At 39.3% G+C, this 23,627-nt stretch carries 19 protein-coding genes; 17 read left to right on the forward strand and 2 right to left on the reverse strand.

What is annotated here, in order from left to right; genetic code table 11:
* Window positions 1-325: 325 nt before the first annotated feature.
* Window positions 326-1,921 (reverse strand): sensor histidine kinase, encoded by a 1,596-nt coding sequence (locus V6256_RS11850; protein WP_341598428.1) that lies wholly within the window; start codon window positions 1,919-1,921, stop codon window positions 326-328.
* Window positions 1,922-2,035: 114 nt separating this feature from the next.
* On the opposite strand from V6256_RS11850, the gene V6256_RS11855 reads away from it, so the two are divergent.
* Window positions 2,036-3,262, forward strand: coding sequence for a cystathionine gamma-synthase family protein (locus V6256_RS11855; protein ID WP_341598429.1), 1,227 nt, complete (start codon window positions 2,036-2,038; stop codon window positions 3,260-3,262).
* Window positions 3,263-3,386: 124 nt separating this feature from the next.
* On the opposite strand, the gene V6256_RS11860 is transcribed toward V6256_RS11855, so the two are convergent.
* Window positions 3,387-3,695: an RNA recognition motif domain-containing protein gene (locus V6256_RS11860; protein ID WP_341598430.1), complete on the reverse strand. Its 309-nt coding sequence runs from the start codon at window positions 3,693-3,695 to the stop codon at window positions 3,387-3,389.
* A 447-nt stretch (window positions 3,696-4,142) separates the two neighbouring features.
* On the opposite strand from V6256_RS11860, the gene secE reads away from it, so the two are divergent.
* From secE to tuf, 16 genes are all read left to right on the forward strand, one after another.
* Window positions 4,143-4,529, forward strand: a complete 387-nt coding sequence (gene secE / locus V6256_RS11865; protein ID WP_341598431.1) for a preprotein translocase subunit SecE — start codon at window positions 4,143-4,145, stop codon at window positions 4,527-4,529.
* Window positions 4,530-4,538: 9 nt separating this feature from the next.
* Complete coding sequence (gene nusG, locus V6256_RS11870; RefSeq protein WP_341598432.1) at window positions 4,539-5,087, forward strand: transcription termination/antitermination protein NusG; 549 nt, start codon at window positions 4,539-4,541, stop codon at window positions 5,085-5,087.
* Window positions 5,088-5,372: 285 nt separating this feature from the next.
* Window positions 5,373-5,801: a 50S ribosomal protein L11 gene (gene rplK, locus V6256_RS11875; RefSeq protein ID WP_341598434.1), complete on the forward strand. Its 429-nt coding sequence runs from the start codon at window positions 5,373-5,375 to the stop codon at window positions 5,799-5,801.
* 4 nt (window positions 5,802-5,805) lie between these two features.
* Window positions 5,806-6,510: a 50S ribosomal protein L1 gene (rplA, locus tag V6256_RS11880; protein WP_341598435.1), complete on the forward strand. Its 705-nt coding sequence runs from the start codon at window positions 5,806-5,808 to the stop codon at window positions 6,508-6,510.
* 267 nt (window positions 6,511-6,777) lie between these two features.
* Complete coding sequence (gene rplJ / locus V6256_RS11885; protein WP_341598436.1) at window positions 6,778-7,281, forward strand: 50S ribosomal protein L10; 504 nt, start codon at window positions 6,778-6,780, stop codon at window positions 7,279-7,281.
* A gap of 43 nt (window positions 7,282-7,324) precedes the next feature.
* Window positions 7,325-7,693 (forward strand): 50S ribosomal protein L7/L12, encoded by a 369-nt coding sequence (gene rplL, locus V6256_RS11890; RefSeq protein ID WP_341598437.1) that lies wholly within the window; start codon window positions 7,325-7,327, stop codon window positions 7,691-7,693.
* A 312-nt stretch (window positions 7,694-8,005) separates the two neighbouring features.
* A complete protein-coding gene (rpoB, locus tag V6256_RS11895) occupies window positions 8,006-12,043 on the forward strand; it encodes a DNA-directed RNA polymerase subunit beta (RefSeq protein ID WP_341598438.1) in 4,038 nt (1,345 codons plus the stop codon).
* A gap of 80 nt (window positions 12,044-12,123) precedes the next feature.
* Window positions 12,124-16,344 (forward strand): DNA-directed RNA polymerase subunit beta', encoded by a 4,221-nt coding sequence (gene rpoC, locus V6256_RS11900; RefSeq protein ID WP_341598439.1) that lies wholly within the window; start codon window positions 12,124-12,126, stop codon window positions 16,342-16,344.
* A gap of 564 nt (window positions 16,345-16,908) precedes the next feature.
* Window positions 16,909-17,298, forward strand: a complete 390-nt coding sequence (locus V6256_RS11905) for a RidA family protein (RefSeq protein ID WP_341598440.1) — start codon at window positions 16,909-16,911, stop codon at window positions 17,296-17,298.
* A 6-nt stretch (window positions 17,299-17,304) separates the two neighbouring features.
* Window positions 17,305-17,712 carry a sulfurtransferase complex subunit TusD gene (tusD, locus tag V6256_RS11910; RefSeq protein WP_341598441.1) on the forward strand — a complete coding sequence of 136 codons (408 nt, stop codon included), beginning with the start codon at window positions 17,305-17,307 and terminating at the stop codon, window positions 17,710-17,712.
* 2 nt (window positions 17,713-17,714) lie between these two features.
* Window positions 17,715-18,074 (forward strand): sulfurtransferase complex subunit TusC, encoded by a 360-nt coding sequence (gene tusC / locus V6256_RS11915; RefSeq protein ID WP_341598442.1) that lies wholly within the window; start codon window positions 17,715-17,717, stop codon window positions 18,072-18,074.
* Window positions 18,075-18,365 (forward strand): sulfurtransferase complex subunit TusB, encoded by a 291-nt coding sequence (tusB, locus tag V6256_RS11920; protein ID WP_341598443.1) that lies wholly within the window; start codon window positions 18,075-18,077, stop codon window positions 18,363-18,365. It abuts the gene before it with no gap.
* Between the two features lie 177 nt (window positions 18,366-18,542).
* Window positions 18,543-18,917: a 30S ribosomal protein S12 gene (gene rpsL / locus V6256_RS11925; protein WP_341598444.1), complete on the forward strand. Its 375-nt coding sequence runs from the start codon at window positions 18,543-18,545 to the stop codon at window positions 18,915-18,917.
* 84 nt (window positions 18,918-19,001) lie between these two features.
* Complete coding sequence (rpsG, locus tag V6256_RS11930; RefSeq protein WP_341598445.1) at window positions 19,002-19,472, forward strand: 30S ribosomal protein S7; 471 nt, start codon at window positions 19,002-19,004, stop codon at window positions 19,470-19,472.
* 77 nt (window positions 19,473-19,549) lie between these two features.
* Window positions 19,550-21,646 (forward strand): elongation factor G, encoded by a 2,097-nt coding sequence (gene fusA / locus V6256_RS11935; protein ID WP_341598446.1) that lies wholly within the window; start codon window positions 19,550-19,552, stop codon window positions 21,644-21,646.
* Window positions 21,647-21,720: 74 nt separating this feature from the next.
* Window positions 21,721-22,905, forward strand: coding sequence for an elongation factor Tu (gene tuf, locus V6256_RS11940; protein ID WP_341598447.1), 1,185 nt, complete (start codon window positions 21,721-21,723; stop codon window positions 22,903-22,905).
* Window positions 22,906-23,627: the final 722 nt, after the last annotated feature.

Raw genomic sequence — 23,627 nt, forward strand, 5'->3', positions numbered from 1 at the left:
TAGATGAGGTTTGTTTTGGTTTTTTACTTTGATGCAAGCGGGGAGACTAAAGTCAGCGCCCCGAAGCGAACGTCAATACTGCTCCGCTTAGATAGCTACTCACCTATTCATTAACGCTAGTGCTACTCACTTTTAGGAACTGAGCAATTTGGGTTCGTGAATGCCCATCTTTAAAGTGTGCTAAAGCCCGTAAGCATACTTTCATTTGTAATGAAGTTTGCTTACGGGCAAGTACTTTAAAATCTGTCTTTTTATATGTTCGATCTTGAGTCGCTTTAATCGTAATAGATAAATCAATTAGATCATACTTTTACTTAGATTGGTATTAGACGCGTTGATTGGTATATTTTTCGATGGGGATGATGACTGTAAAGACACTGCCTTTTCCTATTTCACTTGTTACTTCTATTTTTCCTTTATGTTGAGCAATAATAGAATAACTAATAGATAGTCCTAAACCTGTACCTTTACCTATAGGCTTAGTGGTATAGAAGGGGGTAAAGATGTTATTTATTTTATGAGGATCAATTCCTATTCCAGAGTCTGAAACTTGTATATAGAGGTTTTCTCCTTGCACATGAGCTTTCAAGAACACGGTTTTTTCTTCGCAAGTTTCAACTGCGTCGCGTGCATTAATTAAGATGTTAATTAACACTTGCTCTATTTGTGTTTTATTGCAAAATAATAAAGGTAGTGGGCGGTGTATGATTTGTCGTAATTCTACATTGTCCTGGTTATATTGGCTTAATACGATGTCTATTACATTATTAAAGATATTATTAGGGTCTTCTTTTTGGTAAGCATCTAATTCACTGTCCCGTCCAAAACTCCCTACTTGTTTTACTATTTTTTCAATACGCTCACTTTGTTCTATTATTGCTTTAAAGCTTTTTTCTACTAAGTTGTAATTACCAATCGTTAAGTTTTGGACACACAGGTCAGTATGAATACAAATGATCTGTAGTGGTTGATTAATTTCGTGGGCGATACCTGAAGCCATTTCACCTAATGAAGCTAATTTATTGGATTGTATTAATTTGGCTTGATTATTTCGGTATTCGCTATCGATGTGCTTTATTTTGTTATGGTTAAATTTATTTTGTTTCTGTAAAGCGTGGTTAAGCATTAATAACTTGACCGTCACAGCAAGAAGAAAAGAAACAAGTAATGATAATAATAAATACAGGTTTTTATTTGGCTGAGGTAATTCAGATGAAATTAATAATATCCAGTCATGCCCGTAAAAAGGCAACATGATTTTTTGGGTAATATTATCTTCTGATATTTTTTCAGGTAAGGTGCTGAATAGTGTTAAGCCATTTTCAGATAAAGAAAACGGATTTGTTATTTGGTAGGTATCCAATTTATTGCGCAAAAAATTAGCAAGATCGATTGATACTTCAACATAAGCAACTAATATATTGTCCATTACGACTGGAAATTGCAAAGCAAGCTCCACCATATATTCATTTCTATAATCAACCTGATTAGTGTAAATAAAAGAGGGTATTACCTTACTGCTTTCCATAGGTAAATTATTACGTGCTCTAAGCTGGCTATGTCTTTGAATATCATTGTCAGCTCTGATCAGCGCATTATTAGGTAAATTAAATGCAGTTTCTTCGATAACAGGAAACAACTTTATTTTAGTAATAAATTTGTTTTGTCGTTTTAATATTTGAGTATCACCTTCCCAGTGTCGGTTTAATTCATTTATTGACTGCCAGTGCCTTACTAATAACTGTATTTTTTCCGCATCATTTTCAATGCTGTAGCGGATATTAAAGCTAATGGTTTTACTGATGATTTGCATTTCTTGATTATGTTTATCTATTTCTTTGTGCGTGAAATAGACAGAGGCGAGGTATGAAGTGCTTAGACCGACTAAAAATATTAAAATACTAATTATGTTGGATTTCAATTTATTTCCTTCGGGAGCTGATGATAAATTCTTCTTAATTTGGCATAATACGTTAGATTTTATAAAGCTTTACATCCAACCCCTCATTATTCAGAATAAAAACAAGGATATCAAATGACAGCGTTAGGTTTTACCACAAAAATAGTGCATTCCGATCATCAATTAGGTTTAGAGGCAGGGGCTGTTCATGCGCCAATTCATAATTCAGTTCCATATGGGTTTAAGGATGTTCAGGGATTAATCGATGTGTTTCAAGGGCAGCCAGGGCATGCATATGCTCGTTCTTCAACGCCAACACTCGATGCTTTATGTAAAAAAATTCAAAAAATGGATAACGGCGTAGCAACGGCCGTATTCTCTTGTGGTATGTCTGCAATTGTTGCGACATTTCTAACCTTATTAAAATCTGGTGACCACTTGATTTGTAGTCGCTTTCTATTTGGTAATACCACTTCTTTGTTAGGTACATTAGAAGGTTACGGTATTGAGGTCACTTTAGTTGATGCGACGGATATTAATGAGGTTAGTGCAGCTTTAAAGTCTAATACTAAAATGGTGTTTGTAGAAACGATTGCAAATCCAGTAACACAGGTAAGTGCATTAGATGAAATCGGCGAGTTCTGTGATCAAAATAAACTCGTTTACGTTATTGATAACACGATCACTTCGAGTTACTTATTTGATGCACGAAACGTTAAAGCAAGTTTAATTGTTACCTCATTATCTAAATATGTTGCTGGCCATGGTAATGCGATGGGCGGGTCTGTAACAGATACCGGTTTATTTGATTGGGAGCAGTACCCAAATATTTTCGAAGCTTACCGTAAAGGTGATAGTAAATTATGGGGAATAAGCCAGATCAAGAAAAAGGGGTTACGTGATATGGGCGCTTGTTTAAGCTCTCAGGGCGCACATCTGATTTCTGTCGGTAGTGAAACGATGGAGTTACGCATGGAACGTCAAGCTGCCAATACAATGGCACTGGCAGAGCTTTTACAAGTACACCCTAACGTAGCAAAAGTTTATTACCCAGGGTTAAGCGATCATCCTCAGCATCAACGCGCTAAATCATTATTTAATGGCTTTGGGGCTCTTTTAAGCTTTGATTTAATTGATGGAATTGATTGTTGTGAATTTTTGAATAAATTAAATCTAGTGATCAGTGCAACGCACTTAGGCGATAATCGCACTTTAGCGCTACCTGTCGCACCAACGATTTATTTTGAGATGGGATTACAATTGCGTCAAGAAATGGGAATTAGCGAGAATATGATCCGTTGTTCAATTGGTATTGAAAACACAGCAGACTTAATTGCTGATTTTGAACAAGCTTTGGCATAATGGTTAAGTAATTTAAAAATTAAAGCCTGTAAAGACAACAAGCTTTACAGGCTTTAATGTAATGACTGATTTAACCATTAAAAGGGGAACAGTCGATATTAGCCATATCATTTAATACTAAATGTTAGTCTTTGTTTTGTTCCCAAACTTTCGCTGGATCTACCATTGTCGATTCTGCTTTTGCTTCTGTTTTTTTAGTATCAGCTTTTTTTACTCGTATAAAGTTGCCCGCTAACTTATAACTGTTCAGTTCTTTTATTGCTACTTTCGCTTCACCTACTTTTGGCATTTCTATAAAAGCAAAACCTTTTGAAAGACCCGTATCTTTATCTAGTACGAGATTACATGACTGTACATTACCGTATTCTTTAAAAAGGCTTAATAGTTTTTCTTCTGTGGTTGATTTTGCAAGGTTACGTACTAATAATTTCATAGGGACTCACTTAAAGTAATAATTTTTATTATTTTAACAGGAAGTGAAAAATTTTGTTGGTTAAAGCGAGAGTATTTAATGTGTTATTAATATTGGCTAAAAATTCCTCTGGGTTATCCAGCAAACAATGATGGTTTTTTATTTAAAAAAATCAGTTTTTTTGTTTTAAGAGGGGACCTTAATTATCATTTTATGTTACTTGCAATATTGAAAATAAATACGCATGTTTGAGGTTTATCAATAAGAATGCCGCTTTTTATGTTTTTTCAGGTTACAAAAGGAAGAAAAATCCTTATACTTACGTGCTTTATTTTTAGGTGTATCTTTGCTTAATATAAAAGCAATCTTCGCCTATTTAAACAATGACTAAATAAAAGTGGTTGTTTTACCTCTTAGCAACAAATGCTAAGATCGGTATTATTAATTTTAACAGTGGATATAAGCGTAATGAGTACAGTAAATTCTGAAAACAGCAAAAGCTCACTTGATTGGCTAAAATGGACTATAACAGTACTACTTTTAGTTGCAGTTGTTGGTGGTAATTCTTTATATGGCGAGCAAACACACATCGTATTACGTGTGTTAGTGCTTTTAGCATTAACGGCTCTAGCGTTTGTTTCTGCTGCATTTACTGAAAAAGGCAAAACATTTCTTGGTTTTGCAAAAGATGCGCGTCTTGAAGTACGCAAAGTAGTTTGGCCAACTCGTCAAGAAACAGTACAAACAACACTTATTGTATTAGTTGTCTCATTTATTTGTGGTTTAGTACTTTGGGGCCTAGATGGCATCTTTGTTCGAGTAGTTTCATTTATTACTACTTCTATTTCAATTTAAGGGTTTATTATGACTGAAGAAGTTCAAAAAAAGAGATGGTATGTCGTACAAGCCTTTTCTGGTTACGAAGGACGTGTACAAAAAACATTAATCGAACACATCCGTTTAAACGAAATGGAAGAGCATTTTGGTCAAATCTTAGTACCAACTGAAGAAGTGGTTGAGATGCGTGCAGGCCAAAAACGTAAAAGTGAGCGTAAGTTCTTCCCAGGTTACGTTTTAGTAGAAATGGCGATGAACGATGATAGTTGGCACTTAGTGAAAAGTATCGACCGTGTTATGGGCTTTATTGGCGGTACTGCAGAACGTCCTGCACCGATCTCTAAAAAAGAAGTTGATAACATCTTAAATCGTTTACAAGAGTCTCATGATACACCGCGTCCTCGTACATTGTTTGAAGCGGGTGAAGTGGTACGTGTTACAGACGGTCCATTTGCTGACTTCTCTGGTACTGTAGAAGAAGTGGATTACGAAAAAAGCCGCTTAAAAGTGTCTGTGTCTATCTTTGGACGTGCAACGCCGGTTGACCTAGAGTTCTCTCAAGTAGAAAAAAATTAATCTAGCTGACAATGTCAGTTATGAAAAAGCCGATAAGGATTTCCTTATCGGCTTTTTTTTTAAATAAAAAATAAAATAGGCTTGAAGCTTTAGATTAAAAAAACACCAAAAGATCTTGTCTTAAAGGTTTCCTTTCAGTTATAATTCGCCGCCCAATTTATTTGATAACTTTAATTTTTAAAATTATTAAGTCAAGTTGGCAAGTAGATTGTAATAATGCAATCGCTTACGTTTTTACGGGAAGCTGATAGATTCAGCGTTATACCCAAACAAAGGTAATATATCATGGCTAAAAAAGTAACCGCATATATCAAGCTGCAAGTTTCAGCTGGTATGGCAAACCCGTCACCACCAGTTGGTCCAGCTCTAGGTCAACACGGTGTTAACATCATGGAATTCTGTAAAGCGTTTAACGCAAAAACAGAATCTCAAGAAAAAGGCGCACCAGTTCCTGTAGTAATTACAGTATATGCTGATCGTTCTTTCACATTCGAAACTAAGACTCCACCTGCTTCTTACTTACTTAAGAAAGCTGCTGGTATCAAATCTGGTTCTGGCGTTCCTAACAAAGATAAAGTTGGTAAAGTTACTGTTGCTCAACTAGAAGAAATCGCTAAAGCGAAAGAAGTTGATTTAACGGGTGCCGATCTTGAAGCGATGGTACGTTGTATTGCGGGTTCTGCTCGTTCTATGGGTCTGGAAGTAGAGGGTTAATACAATGGCTAAATTATCTAAACGCATGACAGCTATCCGTGCAGAAGTTGACGGAACTAAAGAATACGAAATCAATGAAGCAGTTGCTCTTTTACAAAAATTTGCTACAGCAAAATTCAGTGAAAGTATCGATGTTGCAGTTAACCTAGGTGTTGATGCAAGACGTAGTGACCAAAATGTTCGTGGCGCTACTGTATTACCACACGGTACTGGACGTGAAGTTCGTGTTGCTGTGTTCACTCAAGGCGCAAACGCTGAAGCAGCTAAAGAAGCTGGTGCAGATATCGTTGGTATGGATGATCTTGCTGCTCAAGTTAAAGCTGGCGAGATGGATTTTGACGTAGTAATTGCATCACCAGACGCGATGCGTGTTGTTGGTCAATTAGGTCAAATCTTAGGTCCACGTGGCCTAATGCCTAACCCGAAAGTAGGTACTGTTACACCTAATGTTGCTGAAGCAGTTAAAAATGCTAAAGCTGGTCAGGTTCGTTACCGTACTGATAAGAATGGTATTATCCACTCTACTATCGGTAAAGCGACATTCTCTGCTGAACAAATTAAAGAAAACCTAGAAGCACTTCTTGTTGCGCTTAAAAAAGCAAAACCATCTGCTGCGAAAGGTCAATTTATCAAGAAAGTTTCTCTATCTACAACTATGGGTGCTGGTCTAAAAGTTGACCAAGCGTCTTTAGTTACAGTAGTAGCGTAATTTTTTTATAGTCACTGAGTGATTAATCATTTAGTGACTATACAAGGCCGCATATTGCTTGTATAATATGCGACCTTACTTTGGAGGGCCTTAGGTCTCTTCTTAGACCGCAGGAGTTAATTTTTTGAATTAACTTAATTTCCTGCGTAGACGGTACCGGACCCCAGAAAGATTATTCTACTGGATCCGTAACCAAAATAGTGCCTCACCATTAGGTGAGGGTGTTTATCTAGGGTGAAACCTAGTGGAATCCAGGAGTAAAACCAAATGGCATTAAGACTCGAAGACAAACAAGCTATTGTTGCTGAAGTCAACGAAGCTGCTAAAGGCGCTCTGTCTGCTGTAACTGCCGATTCACGCGGTGTAACAGTAGGTGCAATGACTGAACTTCGTGCTAAAGCACGTGAGAACGGTGTGTTTTTACGCGTTATTCGTAACACGTTAGCACGTCGCGCAGTTGAAGGTACAGACTTTGCATGTCTGGCAGAAACGTTTACTGGTCCTACAATCCTTGCATTTTCAAACGAACATCCGGGTGCTGCAGCACGTCTTTTAAAAGACTTCGCTAAAGCAAACGAAAAGTTTGAAGTTAAAGGATTAGCATTTGAAGGCGAATTTATTGAAGCCGCTCAAATTGACCGTTTAGCGACATTACCAACTTACGACGAAGCAATTGCGAAACTGATGGCTACTATGAAAGAAGCTGCAGCTGGCAAACTTGTACGTACTCTGGCTGCTTTACGCGACCAGAAAGAAGAATCTGCAGCGTAATTGCTGTAATACCATTTTATAATCTATATATAGGAATTGACTCATGTCTCTTACTAAAGACCAAATCATTGATGCTGTTGCAGAACTTTCTGTAATGGAAGTTGTTGAACTAATCGAAGCAATGGAAGAAAAATTCGGTGTATCTGCTGCTGCTGCTGTAGCTGCAGGTCCAGCTGCTGGCGGCGAAGCTGCTGCTGAGCAAACTGAATTCAACCTAGTACTTACTGCATTCGGTGAGAACAAAGTTAAAGCAATCAAAGCTGTACGTGGCATCACAGGTCTAGGCCTGAAAGAAGCTAAAGCTGCTGTTGAATCTTGCCCAGCTGTATTGAAAGAAGGCATCTCGAAAGACGAAGCTGAAGCATTCAAGAAAGAACTAGAAGAAATCGGTGCTACTGCTGAACTTAAATAAGTTAGACTCTCTAATTTATTAGCCATGAAAATGGCATTGGCTGGTGATTATTTAATCACCGGCCTTTTTGCGCTATAGGATACCGTGATTTTTCATTATTTGTTACGGTCATCGGACGCTTAAGATGATGTTATAATTACCCACTTTCATAGTAAGTCAGCGAGATAAGCTGCGCCTTAAAAACAGGCCAATATGAAGGCGTTAAATTATTGAATATCATTAACACCAAAATAATGTGCCGCCGTTGTCAGACTCGTGAAATAATGAAGTCGGACAGCTATGACCAATTTTATCAGCGAGCAAAGGAACCACATGGGTTACTCTTATACTGAGAAAAAACGTATTCGTAAGGATTTTGGGAAACGTCCACAAGTTATGGAAAAACCATACTTGTTGGAAATTCAACTTGATTCATTCAAACGATTCATTGAAGTCGATCTAACTGGAGAAGTTGGTCTTGAAGCTGCCTTTAACAGCATCTTCCCTATCGCTAGTTATTCAGGCACGTCGGAACTACAATATGTAAGTTACCGCTTAGGTGATCCTGTCTTTGATGTAAAAGAATGCCAAATCCGCGGAGTAACATACTCTGCATCTTTGCGTGTAAAATTACGTCTTGTTATTTACGATCGTGATGCACCTGCAGGAACGATTAAAGATATTCGTGAGCAAGAAGTTTACATGGGTGAAATGCCCCTCATGACAGAAAATGGTACCTTTGTAATCAATGGTACAGAGCGTGTTATTGTTTCTCAATTACACCGTTCTCCTGGTGTTTTCTTTGACCATGATAAAGGTAAAACACACAGTTCGGGTAAAGTGTTATATAACGCACGTGTTATCCCTTACCGTGGTTCTTGGTTGGATTTTGAGTTCGATCCAAAAGATAACTTATTTGTACGTATTGACCGTCGTCGTAAATTACCAGCGACTATCATCCTACGTGCGCTTGAGTACACAACAGAACAAATACTAGACCTCTTCTTTGATACAACTGAGTTTGTTATCAAAAGTGGTAAAATTACAATGGCATTGATTGCTGACCGCCTACGTGGTGAACAGTTCAACTTTGATATTGTAAGTAAAGGTACAACTTATGTTGAAGCTGGCAAGCGTATTACCGCTCGTCATATTCGTCAACTTGAGAAAGATGGCGTTAAAAACCTTGAAGTTCCATTAGAATTTTTAGAAGGTAAAGTTTCAGCAAAAGACTACATTAGTAGTGAAACAGGCGAAATTATTGTTAATGCAAATGATGTATTTACATTAGAATTATTAGCTGAACTTGCGCAATCAGGCATTAAAACATTCGAAACAATTTATACGAATGAATTAGATTGTGGTGCATTCATTTCTGACACATTACGTGTTGATTCTTCAACTAACCGTTTAGAAGCGTTAGTAGAAATCTACCGTATGATGCGTCCTGGTGAGCCACCAACAAAAGATGCTGCTGAAGGTCTATTCCAAAACTTATTCTTTGCTGAAGAACGTTATGACTTATCTAAAGTAGGTCGTATGAAGTTCAACCGTCGTGTTGGTATTGATGGCGATGAAGGTCCTGGTATCTTATCTAACGAAGATATCTTAAGTGTAATGAAAACACTGATCGATATCCGTAACGGTAATGGCGAAGTTGATGATATCGATCACCTTGGTAACCGTCGTATTCGTTGTGTAGGAGAAATGGCAGAAAACCAATTCCGTGTTGGTTTAGTACGTGTTGAACGTGCCGTTAAAGAGCGTCTATCTTTAGGCGACCTTGATGCAACTATGCCGCAAGATCTGATCAATGCAAAACCTATTTCTGCTGCTGTTAAAGAGTTCTTTGGTTCTTCACAACTGTCTCAGTTCATGGACCAAAATAACCCGTTATCAGAAGTAACACATAAGCGTCGTATCTCAGCATTAGGTCCTGGTGGTCTAACACGTGAACGTGCAGGCTTTGAAGTACGTGACGTTCACGCAACTCACTACGGTCGTTTATGTCCAATCGAAACACCTGAGGGACCAAACATCGGTCTTATTAACTCGTTAGCAACGTTCTCACGTACTAACAGTTACGGTTTCTTAGAAACACCATACCGTAAGGTAGAAGATGGTAAACCAACAGAACGTGTTGAATACTTATCAGCTATCGAAGAAGGTACTTTCGTTATCGCACAGGCATCTGCAAGTATTGACGAAAATGGTATGCTAAACGAAGAGATGATTCCATGTCGTCATAAAGGTGAAACAACCTTTATGAGCCCTGAAGATATCGATTACATGGATGTGTCACCACAACAGATTATCTCTGTTGCTGCGTCACTTATCCCGTTCTTAGAGCATGATGATGCTAACCGTGCCTTAATGGGTGCGAACATGCAACGTCAAGCCGTACCAACATTACGTGCTGATAAGCCGTTAGTAGGTACAGGTATCGAACGTCGTCTTGCTATCGACTCTGGTGTTACTATTATCGCTAAACGCGGTGGTGTAATCGATTATGTTGATGCATCTCGTATCGTTGTTAAAGTTGCTGATGATGAGTTACTAGCTGGTGAAGCGGGTATCGATATCTATAACTTAACTAAATACACTCGTTCGAATCAGAATACTTGTATTAACCAAAAACCAACGTGTAAACCTGGCGAGCCAATTGTTCGCGGTGACGTATTAGCCGATGGTCCATCGACTGATATGGGTGATTTAGCACTTGGTCAAAACATGAAAATTGCTTTCATGCCTTGGAATGGTTACAACTTTGAGGATTCAATCCTTATTTCTGAGCGTGTATCTCAAGAAGATCGTTTCACTACGATCCATATCCAAGAGTTCTCATGTATTGCACGTGAAACAAAACTGGGTACAGAAGAGATCACTGCGGATATCCCTAACGTTGGTGAATCTGCATTAAGCAAACTAGATGAATCTGGTATTGTTTATGTAGGTGCTGAAGTTAAACCAGGTGATATCTTAGTAGGTAAAGTAACACCTAAAGGTGAAACACAACTTACGCCAGAAGAAAAACTATTACGTGCAATCTTCGGTGAGAAAGCGTCTGATGTTAAAGACAGCTCACTACGTGTATCTAACTCTACATACGCTACAGTAATTGACGTTCAAGTCTTTACGCGTGATGGTGTTGAAAAAGATAAACGTGCATTAGAAATCGAAGAGATGCAATTACGTGCTGCGAAAAAAGATTTAACTGAAAAGTTCAAGATCTTAGAAAACGCAATATACGAAAAAGCACTGAGATTATTAGTGTCTGCTGGTCAAGAAGAAGCGCGTCTACTACAAATGCCTAAAGCACAGTGGTTTGATATCGTACTTTCTGATGATGAGAAACAAACAAACTTAGACCAAATCAATGCTCAATATGATGAAGTTAAAGCCGATTACGATAAAGAGTTCGACCTTAAACGTCGTAAGATTACACAGGGTGATGATTTAGCGCCTGGCGTACAAAAAATTGTTAAGGTTTACTTAGCAGTGCGTCGTCGTCTACAGCCTGGTGATAAAATGGCTGGTCGTCATGGTAACAAAGGTGTTGTTTCTAACATCGTTCCTGTGGAAGATATGCCTCACGATGAGTTTGGTGTTCCTGTTGATGTTGTACTTAACCCACTGGGTGTACCATCACGAATGAATATCGGTCAGATCCTAGAAACGCATTTAGGTCTTGCTTGTAAAGGTGTTGGTGAAAAACTAGAGCGTATGATCAAAGATCAACGTGAAATAGAAATCGGCAAAGTACGTGACTACGTACAAAAACTTTACTCATTTGGTAAAGCACCTTGTCACGTAGACTTAAATGACTTCGATGATGATGCTGTATTGCGTTTAGCTAAGAACCTTTATAAAGGTTTACCTGTTGCTACACCTGCGTTTGATGGTGCATGGGAAAGTGAAATTCGTGAACTACTAACGTTAGCTGATTTACCAGAATCTGGTCAATTACAACTAACAGATGGTCGTACGGGTATCCCATTTGAACGTCCAGTAACTGTTGGTTACATGTACATGTTAAAACTTAACCACTTGGTTGATGATAAAATGCATGCGCGTTCAACAGGTTCTTACAGCTTGGTTACTCAGCAACCACTTGGTGGTAAAGCTCAGTTCGGTGGCCAGCGTTTCGGTGAGATGGAAGTATGGGCACTAGAAGCATACGGTGCCGCTTACACTCTTCAAGAAATGCTAACGGTTAAATCGGATGATGTGAATGGTCGTACTAAGATGTATAAAAACATCGTTGACGGTGACCATAGAATGGAACCTGGCATGCCTGAATCATTCAACGTATTGTTGAAAGAGATCCGTTCATTAAGCATCAACATCGAGTTAGATGAAGAAAACGGCTAAGCAATAGCAGTCGGCTGAAGTACATATGTGGTGCCTTGTTTGTTGAGGCACCTAGTTTTAACTCCTAATGGGAGAGTAGCGTGAAAGACTTACTCAAGTTTTTAAAGCAACAAAATAAAACCAAAGAATTCGATGGTATTAAAATCGGTTTAGCATCACCTGAAATGATCCGTTCGTGGTCTTTTGGTGAAGTTAAAAAGCCTGAAACAATTAACTACCGTACCTTTAAACCTGAACGTGAAGGTTTATTCTGTGCGCGTATCTTTGGTCCAATCAAAGATTACGAATGTTTATGTGGTAAATACAAACGCCTTAAGCATCGTGGTGTTATTTGTGAAAAATGTGGTGTTGAGGTTACTCAAGCTAAAGTTCGTCGTGACCGTATGGGACACATCGAATTAGCATCACCTGTTGCACACATTTGGTTCCTTAAATCACTTCCGTCTCGTATCGGCTTAATGCTAGATATGACGCTACGTGATATCGAACGTATTTTATACTTTGAATCATTCGTGGTTGTTGAACCAGGTATGACTGATCTTGAGCGTGGCCAAATCCTGCTTGAAGAAGAGTACCTAGATAACCTAGAGCAATGGGGCGATGAGTTTGATGCAATGATGGGCGCTGAAGCCGTATTTGCATTACTTAAAGACCTTGACCTTGAGCATGAAATTAAAGGTATGCGTGAAGAATTAGAAACAACTAATTCAGAAACACGTCGTAAGAAACTGACTAAACGTTTGAAATTGGTTGAATCTTTCCACCAGTCTTCAAATAAACCAGAGTGGATGATCTTAACTGTACTACCAGTACTTCCACCTGATTTACGTCCTCTAGTACCACTAGATGGCGGACGTTTCGCTACTTCTGATCTAAATGACTTATACCGTCGTGTTATTAACCGTAATAACCGTCTAAAACGTCTTCTAGAACTAGCTGCGCCAGATATCATCGTACGTAACGAAAAACGTATGTTACAAGAATCTGTTGATGCGTTATTAGATAATGGTCGTCGTGGCCGAGCTATCACTGGCTCTAACAAACGTCCTCTAAAATCGCTTGCAGATATGATCAAAGGTAAGCAAGGTCGTTTCCGTCAAAACTTACTAGGTAAACGTGTAGATTACTCTGGTCGTTCTGTAATCACAGTTGGCCCATCTCTACGTTTACATCAATGTGGTCTTCCGAAGAAGATGGCATTAGAGCTATTCAAACCATTCGTATACGGTAAGTTAGAAGCATTAGGTCTTGCGACTACTATCAAAGCTGCTAAGAAATTAGTTGACCGTGAAGGTGGTGAAGTTTGGGATATTCTAGAAGGTGTTATCCGTGAACATCCAGTGCTACTTAACCGTGCACCAACACTTCACAGATTGGGTATCCAAGCGTTTGAACCTGTACTAATCGAAGGTAAAGCGATTCAATTACACCCATTAGTTTGTGCGGCATACAACGCCGACTTCGATGGTGACCAAATGGCGGTACACGTACCGTTAACAATTGAAGCGCAGCTTGAAGCACGTACTTTGATGATGTCTACGAATAATATCCTATCACCTGCAAATGGTGATCCGATTATCGTACCTTCTCAAGACGTTGTACTTGGTTTGTACTACATGACTCGTACGCGCATTAATGCACGTGGTGAAGGCATGTACTTCCAAAATGCCAAAGAAGCTGAAAAAGCATACCGTGCCGGTGTTGCTGACTTACAAGCAATTGTTAAAGTTCGTATGACGCAAGTACACATTGCTGAAGATAAATCTCGTACATCAACAACTGGTTTAGTTGAAACGACGATTGGTCGTGCCATCTTATCGTTAATTATGCCTGAAGGTTTACCGTTCGAGCATATTGACCTAAACATGGGCAAAAAAGCAATCTCTAACGTATTGAATGCTTGTTACCGTCTATTAGGTATTAAAGATACAGTTATCTTTGCTGACCAATTAATGTACACAGGTTTTGAGTACGCTACATTATCGGGTGCCTCTGTTGGTATCAACGATATGGTTATCCCAGATGCTAAGAAAACATTAGTTGACGAAGCAGAAGCGGAAGTACTAGAAATCCAAGAGCAATTCCAAGCTGGTCTTGTTACTGCGGGTGAGCGTTACAACAAAGTTATCGATATCTGGGCAAGTGCGAATGAGCAAGTTGCTAAAGCGATGATGGAAAACCTTTCTAAAGACACAGTCTTAACAGCGAAAGGTGAAGAAGTTCAGCAAGATTCATTTAACAGTGTTTACATGATGGCCGACTCGGGCGCACGTGGTAGTGCCGCTCAGATTCGTCAGCTAGCGGGTATGCGTGGTCTGATGGCTAAACCGGATGGTTCAATCATCGAAACACCTATCGTAGCTAACTTCCGTGAAGGTCTAAACGTACTTCAGTACTTTATCTCGACGCATGGTGCACGTAAAGGTCTAGCCGATACCGCACTTAAAACAGCAAACTCGGGTTACCTAACTCGTCGTCTTGTTGATATTGCACAAGATTTAGTTATCACAGAAGAAGATTGTGGTAGTGAAGAAGGTCTACTAGTAACGCCGTTGATTCAAGGTGGTGACGTTGTTGAACCACTTCGTGAACGTGTACTAGGTCGTGTTGTTGCTCGTGACATCATTAAACCAGGTACAGAGAACGAAGTACTTATCGAACGTAACGTATTACTTGATGAGAAAAAATGTGACTTAATCGAAGAAGCATCTGTTGACCAAGTATGGGTTCGCTCTGTAATTACTTGTAACACTGACTTCGGTGCTTGTGCACAATGTTACGGCCGTGACTTGGCTCGTGGACACATGGTTGGTCAAGGTGAAGCTGTTGGTGTTATGGCTGCACAATCAATCGGTGAACCGGGTACACAGTTAACGATGCGTACGTTCCACATCGGTGGTGCGGCATCTCGAGCTGCATCTGAAAACAATATTCAAGTTAAGAACACAGGTAAAGTTAAATTACATAACGCTAAGTTTGTAACTAACTCTGATAACAAAGTCGTTATCACATCTCGTTCTACTGAATTGACAGTAATCGATGAACTAGGTCGTACCAAAGAAAATCACCGTCTACCTTACGGTGCTGTACTTGAAAAAGCAGATGGCGAAGCTATCTCAGCTGGTGAAATCATCGCTAACTGGGACCCGCATACGCATCCAATCATCACTGAGGTGGAAGGTACTATCGAGTTCCTAGACTTCATTGAAGGCGTAACAATTGATAAACAAACAGATGAACTAACTGGTCTATCTAGTATTGTTGTTATTGACCCTGCACAACGTCCAAGTGCTGGTAAAGAAATGCGTCCTATGACTAAACTAGTTGATGCTAAAGGTAATGATCTATTCATTCCTGGTACTGATGTTGCTGCGCAATATGCACTACCTGCAAAAGCGATTGTTAGTCTAGAAGATGGTGCTAAAGTACGAGTTGGTGATGCGGTTGCACGTATTCCACAAGAAAGTTCGAAAACTCGTGATATCACGGGTGGTCTACCTCGCGTAGCCGATTTATTCGAAGCACGTACGCCTAAAGATGCTGCTATCCTTGCGGAAGTTTCTGGTACATTATCATTTGGTAAAGAAACCAAAGGTAAACGTCGTTTAGTGATTACTAAACCTGACGGTGATGTATATGAAGAGATGATCCCTAAATGGCGTCACCTAAACATCTTCGAAGGTGAGAAGATTGAAAAAGGTGAGGTTATTTCTGATGGTCCTGAGTCTCCTCATGACATCCTTCGTCTACGTGGTATTAGCCCAGTGGCTAACTACATCACAAACGAAGTACAGGAAGTATACCGTTTACAAGGTGTAAAAATTAATGATAAACACATTGAAGTTATCGTTAATCAAATGCTACGTAAATGTATCATTACCGATGCAGGTGATACGTCATTCTTAGTGGGCGAGCAAGCTGAAGTTGCACGCGTTATCATTGAGAACCGTAAGCTTGAAGCTGAAGGTAAGATTCTTGCTAAGTTTGAATACCAGTTACTAGGTATTACTAAAGCATCACTAGCAACTGAATCATTTATTTCAGCTGCATCTTTCCAAGAAACAACACGTGTTCTTACGGAAGCTGCTGTTGCAGGTAAATGTGACCAATTACATGGCTTGAAAGAGAATGTAATCGTAGGTCGTCTGATTCCTGCTGGTACTGGTTTTGCACATCATCGTTCACGCGCTGCTGATAAAGCAAAAGAGCTTGAGCCTGTAGTTGAAGAGCCAATCATCGATGTTGAAGCTGCTGAGCAAAACTTAGCAGACTTACTAAACGCGGTTGATTTTGGTGAGTAATCAAGCAATATAATTTATATTGTCTAAAAAAGGTGCTTCGGCACCTTTTTTTATATCTAAAATTTAAGATCTATCTTTGCTTTGCCGTTGGTCAAGTTATAAGTATGGCGCAGTGAAGTTAATAGGGAAGGGTGTTAATACCAATCACACTAATTAACTGATCTATTTTACTTGTTAAAATAACTTATTTCTTCGTTGTAATTTTCGCAAATAGAACAACTATTTAACTCAAATTACGCCTTGAACTCAGTCATTTTTTCTGCGCAAAATTTAGATCACTTATTTAATATAATTGGTATAACCACAAAAATGGACTTTGAATAGACACTTTTATCAGTGTATTTAATATTAACAACTAAAGAGGCATTAGCGCCTTACCACGAGCGTGAAAATTATTGATTTTGGTTACACTCAAGTCGAGTTATATTTTTCAGATATTATTTTGTTAAAGATTGACATATTAGTAGAGCATTGAACATAAATAGTGTTCGTTTTAGTCTTGTTTTTATGGCGCTTCTACTTCAATATAATGGCTCGAAATTTCATTCACAAAGGAAGTCCCTCATGACCACTAAAACAATTATCAATACAGAAAAAGCACCTGCAGCAATTGGCCCATATTCACAAGCAAATCAATTAGGTAATCTAGTATTTACATCTGGTCAAATCCCACTAGATCCTGTTTCAATGGAAGTGGTTGCAGGTGGTGTTACTGAGCAAGCTGAACAAGTAATGAAAAACCTAATGGCCGTATTAGAAGAAGCGGGTGCTTCTGCAAGTACTGTTGTTAAAACAACTTGTTTTATTAAAGATATGAATGACTTTGTTGCATTTAACGAAGTTTACGGAAAATACTTTGCTGAATTAGCGCCTGCTCGTTCATGTATCGAAGTTGCACGTTTACCAAAAGATGTATTAGTTGAAGTTGAAGCTGTTGCTTATACAACTGCTTAATAATATATGTCTGAAAATAAGTGTATTAAATTTTCGCTGTTAGTGACTGCTAATCCTGTTAGTAGTCAAAAAGCCGCTACTGCTTACCAATTTTGTGAAGCTGCTGTACAAGCAGGTCATCAAATTTGTGGCGTTTTCTTTTACTTAGATGGTGTACTAACAGCAAATGACTTAATTAACCCAGCCAGCGATGAAGTGAATTTAACAACGCGCTGGGCTGAGTTAGCTTTACAGTACGATATTCCCCTTGAAGTTTGCGTCTCTGCTGCTTTAAGGCGGGGTATTGTCAGTAAAGAGGAAGCAGAGCAGTTAGCACTTTCCAACTATAATCTTAAACATCCTTTTGTTTTAAGTGGGTTAGGGCAGTTAGCTGAGTTATCTGCAAGTTGTGATCGTTTAGTGCAGTTTAGGTAAATATGGAAAAGAAGATAGGAATTATTAATCGTCAATCTCCGTTAGGCAGCACAACAGCACGCGAATCATTAGATCTTACTTTGGCATTATCTGCTTTTAATGAGTCACTTAGTGTTTTTTTTATCGGAGATGGTGTTTATCAGTTAGTCGGTCAACACGATGCAAATTTAGTTTTACAGAAAAACTTTCAGCCGATGTTACAAATGTTAGCGCTTTATGACGTTGAACAAATTTATGTATGTGAGAAATCCTTACAAGAGCGAGGCTTCTCACTAGACCAATTAGTTATTAAAGCTACACTGCTAAGTACAAATGAGCTTAAAAAACAACTTGAGATGCAAGATCAATTAATGAGCTTTTAAATGATATTACACACTGTTAGCGAATCACCATTTAACCATTTTTCATTACAACATTGCTTAGAGCGCTTGTCAGACGATGATATTTTATTATTGATCAATGATGCAGTGATAATTGGACAGAGTACAACCCCTTACCAACAGGCTTTATTAGCGCTTCATAAGCAAGGGCGTTTATTTTTATTAGAAGCAGATCTGAAATCACGTGATATAGATACAAACGTTGGTGAAATTATTGATTATAAAAAGTTTGTAGAGTTAGCCGTTCAATGTAAAAGTCAAATCGCTTGGTAGTCTGAGCGAATATTCCTCTTTTTTAATAAGCCCCTCCTGGTTTAAAAATACTTTCTATTTATGTGAAGAAAAACACAATCGTCTAAATATTGACTCCGGATTCTAATCAGCGTAAACTCTTGCGACCCTAATCTTTAGGGTTTGATTTTTCACACACACATTAGGAGCTATTTAACAATGGCAACAATTTCACAATTGGTACGCAAACCGCGTAAGGACAAAGTTCAAAAAACTAACGTTCCTGCGCTAGAAGCGTGTCCGCAAAAACGTGGTGTATGTACTCGTGTATATACTACTACACCAAAAAAACCTAACTCGGCAATGCGTAAAGTTGCTCGTGTACGTCTAACTAACGGTTTCGAAGTAACTTCGTACATCGGTGGTGAAGGCCATAACTTGCAAGAGCATAGTGTAATCTTGATCCGCGGCGGTCGTGTAAAAGATTTACCGGGTGTTCGTTATCACACAGTTCGTGGTGCACTTGATACTTCAGGTGTTGCAGCACGTCGTAACGGTCGTTCTAAGTACGGTGCTAAAAAGCCTAAATCTTAATACTTTCCGTAAGTAAGGCCAAACAAACACTATTTAATTTTAATATGTTTTGGGTAAAATCCTGAAGCGCACGGAGATAATAAGATGCCAAGAAGACGCGTCGTAGCTACTCGTAAAGTACTACCAGATCCTAAGTTTGGATCAGAAATCCTAACAAAATTCGTTAACGTAGTAATGGTTGACGGAAAAAAATCTATTGCAGAAAAAATCGTTTACGGTGCATTAGAATCAGCTGCTGCTAAAAGCGGCAAAGACCCAATGGAACTTTTTGAAGTTTCATTAGAAAACATCCGCCCAAGCGTAGAGGTTAAATCTCGTCGTGTTGGTGGTTCAACATACCAAGTTCCTGTAGAAGTTCGTCCTTCTCGTCGTAATGCGTTAGCAATGCGTTGGTTAGTTGATGCTTCTCGTAAGCGTGGTGAAAAATCAATGGCATTACGTCTAGCTGGTGAGCTAGTAGATGCAGCAGATAACAAAGGTTCTGCGGTTAAGAAACGTGAAGACGTTCACCGTATGGCTGATGCAAACAAAGCGTTTGCTCACTACCGTTGGTAGAAAATTCTTAGCACAAGTTTACTTGTGCTATTTCGTTTCTATTTGCACAAAGCTTTATTTAAAAAAAGGACATTGCATTGTCACGTACAACTCCTATTGAGCACTACCGTAATATCGGTATTGTAGCTCATGTCGATGCAGGTAAAACTACTACTACAGAGCGTGTATTGTTCTACACAGGTGTATCTCACAGAATTGGTGAAGTACACGATGGTGCAGCAACAATGGATTGGATGGAGCAGGAACAGGAGCGTGGTATTACTATCACGTCTGCTGCGACTACTACTTTCTGGCAGGGCATGCAAAACCAGTATAAGCAGCACCGCATTAATATCATTGATACACCTGGGCATGTAGACTTCACTATTGAAGTTGAACGTTCTTTACGCGTGTTAGATGGTGCAGTAGTTGTTTTCTGTGGCACATCAGGTGTAGAACCTCAATCAGAAACTGTATGGCGTCAAGCTAACAAATACCACGTTCCACGTGTTGTATTTGTTAACAAGATGGACAGAACAGGGGCTGACTTTGAGGCTGTGCTTGAGCAAATTCGTAATCGCCTTGGCGCTACTTGTGTACCTATTCATTTGAATATTGGTACGGAAGAAGCGTTCGAAGGGGTTATTGACCTCATTAAAATGAAAGCAATTAATTGGAACGATGCAGATCAAGGGATGACATTTGAATATAATGAAATCCCTGCTGATCTACTAGAACAAGCGCAAGCTTTGCACGAAGAGCTAGTAGATACAGCTGCAGAAGCAAATGATGAACTGATGGAAAAATACCTTGAAGAAGGTGAGCTTTCAGAAGAAGAAATCAAAGCAGGTTTACGTATTCGTACGTTAAATAACGAAATTGTATTAGCGACTTGTGGTAGCGCCTTTAAAAATAAAGGTGTTCAAGCAGTACTTGATGCAGTTATAGACTATTTACCTTCTCCAGTGGAAGTTGAGGCTATTAAAGCTATCAATGCCCACAATGAACAAGAGATTGAATGTCCTGCTTCTGATGATGCACCATTTGCCGCACTCGCATTTAAAATTGCAACAGACCCATTCGTGGGTACGTTAACGTTTATGCGTGTGTACTCAGGCGTAGTTAAGTCTGGTGACCAAGTTTATAATCCTATTAAAGGCAAGAAAGAGCGTTTAGGGCGTATCGTACAGATGCACGCTAACGAACGTAAGGAAGTCAAAGAGGTTCGCGCTGGTGATATCGCCGCTGCGGTTGGCCTTAAAGACGTCACTACGGGAGACACGCTTTGTGTTGCTGGACAGAATATTATACTTGAGCGTATGGATTTTCCTGAACCGGTTATCCAGATTGCGGTTGAGCCTAAAACTAAGGCTGACCAAGATAAATTAGCGCTAGCACTAGATAAACTTTCTGCTGAGGATCCTTCATTCCGTGTTGAAACGAATGAAGAGTCTGGACAAATACTGATCTCTGGTATGGGTGAGCTTCACCTTGATATCATTGTTGACCGTATGCGTCGCGAGTTCTCCGTGAACTGTAACGTGGGTAATCCACAAGTAGCTTACCGTGAAACCATCCGTAAATCGGTTGAGATCGAAGGTAAATTTATTCGTCAAGGTGAAGGACCTAGCCATTATGGCCATGTCCAGTTAAAATTAGAGCCACTTGAAAATGGTGCTGGTTTTGAATTTGTGAACGAAATCGCTGACAATGTTATTCCTAAGGAATACATTCCAGCAGTGAGCAAAGGCTGTGAAGAACAAATGAACCAAGGTGTGCTTGCTGGTTTCCCAATGCTTGACGTTCGAGTCACTTTACTAAATGGTTCTTACCATGAGGTTGACTCTAGCGAAATGGCCTTTAAAATTGCTGCCATGATGGGTTTCAGAGATGGTGCATTAAAAGCTGATGCAACAATTCTTGAACCTCTGATGAAAGTGGAAGTAACTACTCCAGAAGAATGGATGGGCACTGTAGTCGGGGATCTTAATGGTCGTCGAGGTATTATTGAAGGAATGGACGATGGCCCTGGTGGCGTTAAAATCGTTCATGCTAAGGTACCGCTGTCTGAAATGTTCGGTTATGCTACCGCAGTTCGTTCAGCAACGCAGGGTCGAGCATCTTATTCGATGGAATTTTTAGAATATGCCGATGCGCCTAAAAAAATTGCTAACGCAATTATTGAAGCGAAATAAAAAATAAATTAAACTAACGCCTTTCCATGTGATGGCATGTGGAGAGGTATTTACTGATAAAGAAGGTACACACTGTGTCTAAAGAAAAATTTGAACGTAATAAACCGCATGTAAACGTTGGTACAATTGGCCACGTTGACCATGGTAAAACTACTTTAACAGCTGCAATCTCTGCTGTATTAACTAAGAAATTTGGTGGCGACACTAAAGATTTCTCTTCAATCGATAATGCTCCAGAAGAGCGTGAACGTGGTATTACAATCAATACTTCTCACATCGAATACGATACAGATACGCGTCACTACGCACACGTAGACTGTCCTGGACACGCCGATTACGTTAAAAACATGATCACTGGTGCTGCTCAAATGGATGGTGGTATCTTAGTTGTTGCTGCTACAGATGGTCCTATGCCACAAACTCGTGAGCACATCCTACTTTCTCGTCAAGTTGGTGTTCCACACTTAGTTGTTTTCTTAAACAAATGTGACATGGTTGATGATGAAGAGCTACTAGAATTAGTAGAAATGGAAGTTCGTGAACTTCTTTCTGAATACGACTTCCCAGGTGATGACCTACCAGTTATCCTTGGTTCTGCTCTTAAAGCGCTTGAAGGTGAAGCTGAGTGGGAAGACAAGATCATTGAACTTGCTGACGCACTAGATTCTTACATCCCTGAGCCAGAGCGTGATATCGATAAGCCATTCATCCTTCCTATTGAAGATGTATTCTCAATCGCTGGTCGTGGTACTGTTGTTACTGGTCGTGTTGAGCGCGGTATCATCAAAGTTGGTGAGTCTGTAGAAATCGTTGGTCTTAAAGAAACGACTACTACTACATGTACTGGTGTTGAAATGTTCCGTAAACTGCTTGACGAAGGTCGTGCTGGTGAGAACGTTGGTGTTCTTTTACGTGGTACTAAGCGTGAAGACGTTGAACGTGGTCAAGTTCTAGCTAAGCCTGGTTCAATCAAGCCACATACTAAGTTCGAATCTGAAGTATACGTACTAAGTAAAGATGAAGGTGGTCGTCATACTCCATTCTTCAAAGGTTACCGTCCACAGTTCTACTTCCGTACAACTGACATCACTGGTGCTGTTGAGCTTCCAGAAGGTGTTGAAATGGTAATGCCTGGTGATAACCTTAAGTTCGTTGTTGAACTAATTGGTCCAATCGCTATGGATGAAGGTCTACGTTTCGCTATCCGTGAAGGTGGCCGTACTGTAGGTGCTGGTGTTGTTTCTACTATCATCGAGTAATAATTACTCTTTATAGTTTTAAACTACATTCAAAAAAGAGAGCTTAGGCTCTCTTTTTTTATGGGTTAAGGAAAGTGTTATTTATTAAAATCTTTTACGTATCATGTTTCGCTATACGTGAAGGTGGCACTATACCTGTAAAGACGTAGGTACTTGTTTCTACTATCATCGAGTACTATCCCTCAAGTAACGTTACTCTTTATAGTTTTTATGCGTGAAAGAGAATCTTTCTACATTACTGAAAAGATAGAGATAACTACAGAACGTGTTTCGTAGTTTATTGTTAATAACGACGCATTTTTGGTGTGTTATCGACATCAGTGGAAGTTACGACATATCTTTAGGGGGCACTGGCTTCAGCCTGCTTGTTTTGTGTGTAGACTTTGTGAATGGCGTATTATACCAATCTGTAAAATTAACTGGTCAGTTCATCCAATCCCTAAAGCATATACTTTTCACCCTTCGCTTAGATAGATACTCACCCATTTATTAACGCTAGTCCTACTCACTTTCAGGAACCTTGTTTTGACTTTGGGGCGGTGGGCGAATTAAGCGTTAGCTTAGTATTATGAGCGGAGAAGTTCTGCGACTCCTTTTTTAGCCTCCCTTGTAGATGTAGTAGTCAATAAAACAAAGCACTTCGCTCTTTACCTTGTTACATTTTACTGTAAGCGTCTAGCAAAGCACACCTAGTATCGACTTTCTGATTGTTTAAAAATATC

Origin of the sequence: Psychromonas aquatilis (assembly GCF_038155185.1) — a bacterium.
Classification (GTDB): domain Bacteria; phylum Pseudomonadota; class Gammaproteobacteria; order Enterobacterales; family Psychromonadaceae; genus Psychromonas; species Psychromonas aquatilis.

What these genes read in the sequence shown, in the direction of transcription:
- V6256_RS11855 (WP_341598429.1), top strand. Translation starts at nt 2,036, where the DNA reads ATGACAGCGTTAGGTTTTACCACAAAAATAGTGCATTCCGATCATCAA.
- V6256_RS11860 (WP_341598430.1), bottom strand. Translation starts at nt 3,695, where the DNA reads ATGAAATTATTAGTACGTAACCTTGCAAAATCAACCACAGAAGAAAAA.
- secE (WP_341598431.1), top strand. Translation starts at nt 4,143, where the DNA reads ATGAGTACAGTAAATTCTGAAAACAGCAAAAGCTCACTTGATTGGCTA.
- nusG (WP_341598432.1), top strand. Translation starts at nt 4,539, where the DNA reads ATGACTGAAGAAGTTCAAAAAAAGAGATGGTATGTCGTACAAGCCTTT.
- rplK (WP_341598434.1), top strand. Translation starts at nt 5,373, where the DNA reads ATGGCTAAAAAAGTAACCGCATATATCAAGCTGCAAGTTTCAGCTGGT.
- rplA (WP_341598435.1), top strand. Translation starts at nt 5,806, where the DNA reads ATGGCTAAATTATCTAAACGCATGACAGCTATCCGTGCAGAAGTTGAC.
- rplJ (WP_341598436.1), top strand. Translation starts at nt 6,778, where the DNA reads ATGGCATTAAGACTCGAAGACAAACAAGCTATTGTTGCTGAAGTCAAC.
- rplL (WP_341598437.1), top strand. Translation starts at nt 7,325, where the DNA reads ATGTCTCTTACTAAAGACCAAATCATTGATGCTGTTGCAGAACTTTCT.
- rpoB (WP_341598438.1), top strand. Translation starts at nt 8,006, where the DNA reads ATGGGTTACTCTTATACTGAGAAAAAACGTATTCGTAAGGATTTTGGG.
- V6256_RS11905 (WP_341598440.1), top strand. Translation starts at nt 16,909, where the DNA reads ATGACCACTAAAACAATTATCAATACAGAAAAAGCACCTGCAGCAATT.
- tusD (WP_341598441.1), top strand. Translation starts at nt 17,305, where the DNA reads ATGTCTGAAAATAAGTGTATTAAATTTTCGCTGTTAGTGACTGCTAAT.
- tusC (WP_341598442.1), top strand. Translation starts at nt 17,715, where the DNA reads ATGGAAAAGAAGATAGGAATTATTAATCGTCAATCTCCGTTAGGCAGC.
- tusB (WP_341598443.1), top strand. Translation starts at nt 18,075, where the DNA reads ATGATATTACACACTGTTAGCGAATCACCATTTAACCATTTTTCATTA.
- rpsL (WP_341598444.1), top strand. Translation starts at nt 18,543, where the DNA reads ATGGCAACAATTTCACAATTGGTACGCAAACCGCGTAAGGACAAAGTT.
- rpsG (WP_341598445.1), top strand. Translation starts at nt 19,002, where the DNA reads ATGCCAAGAAGACGCGTCGTAGCTACTCGTAAAGTACTACCAGATCCT.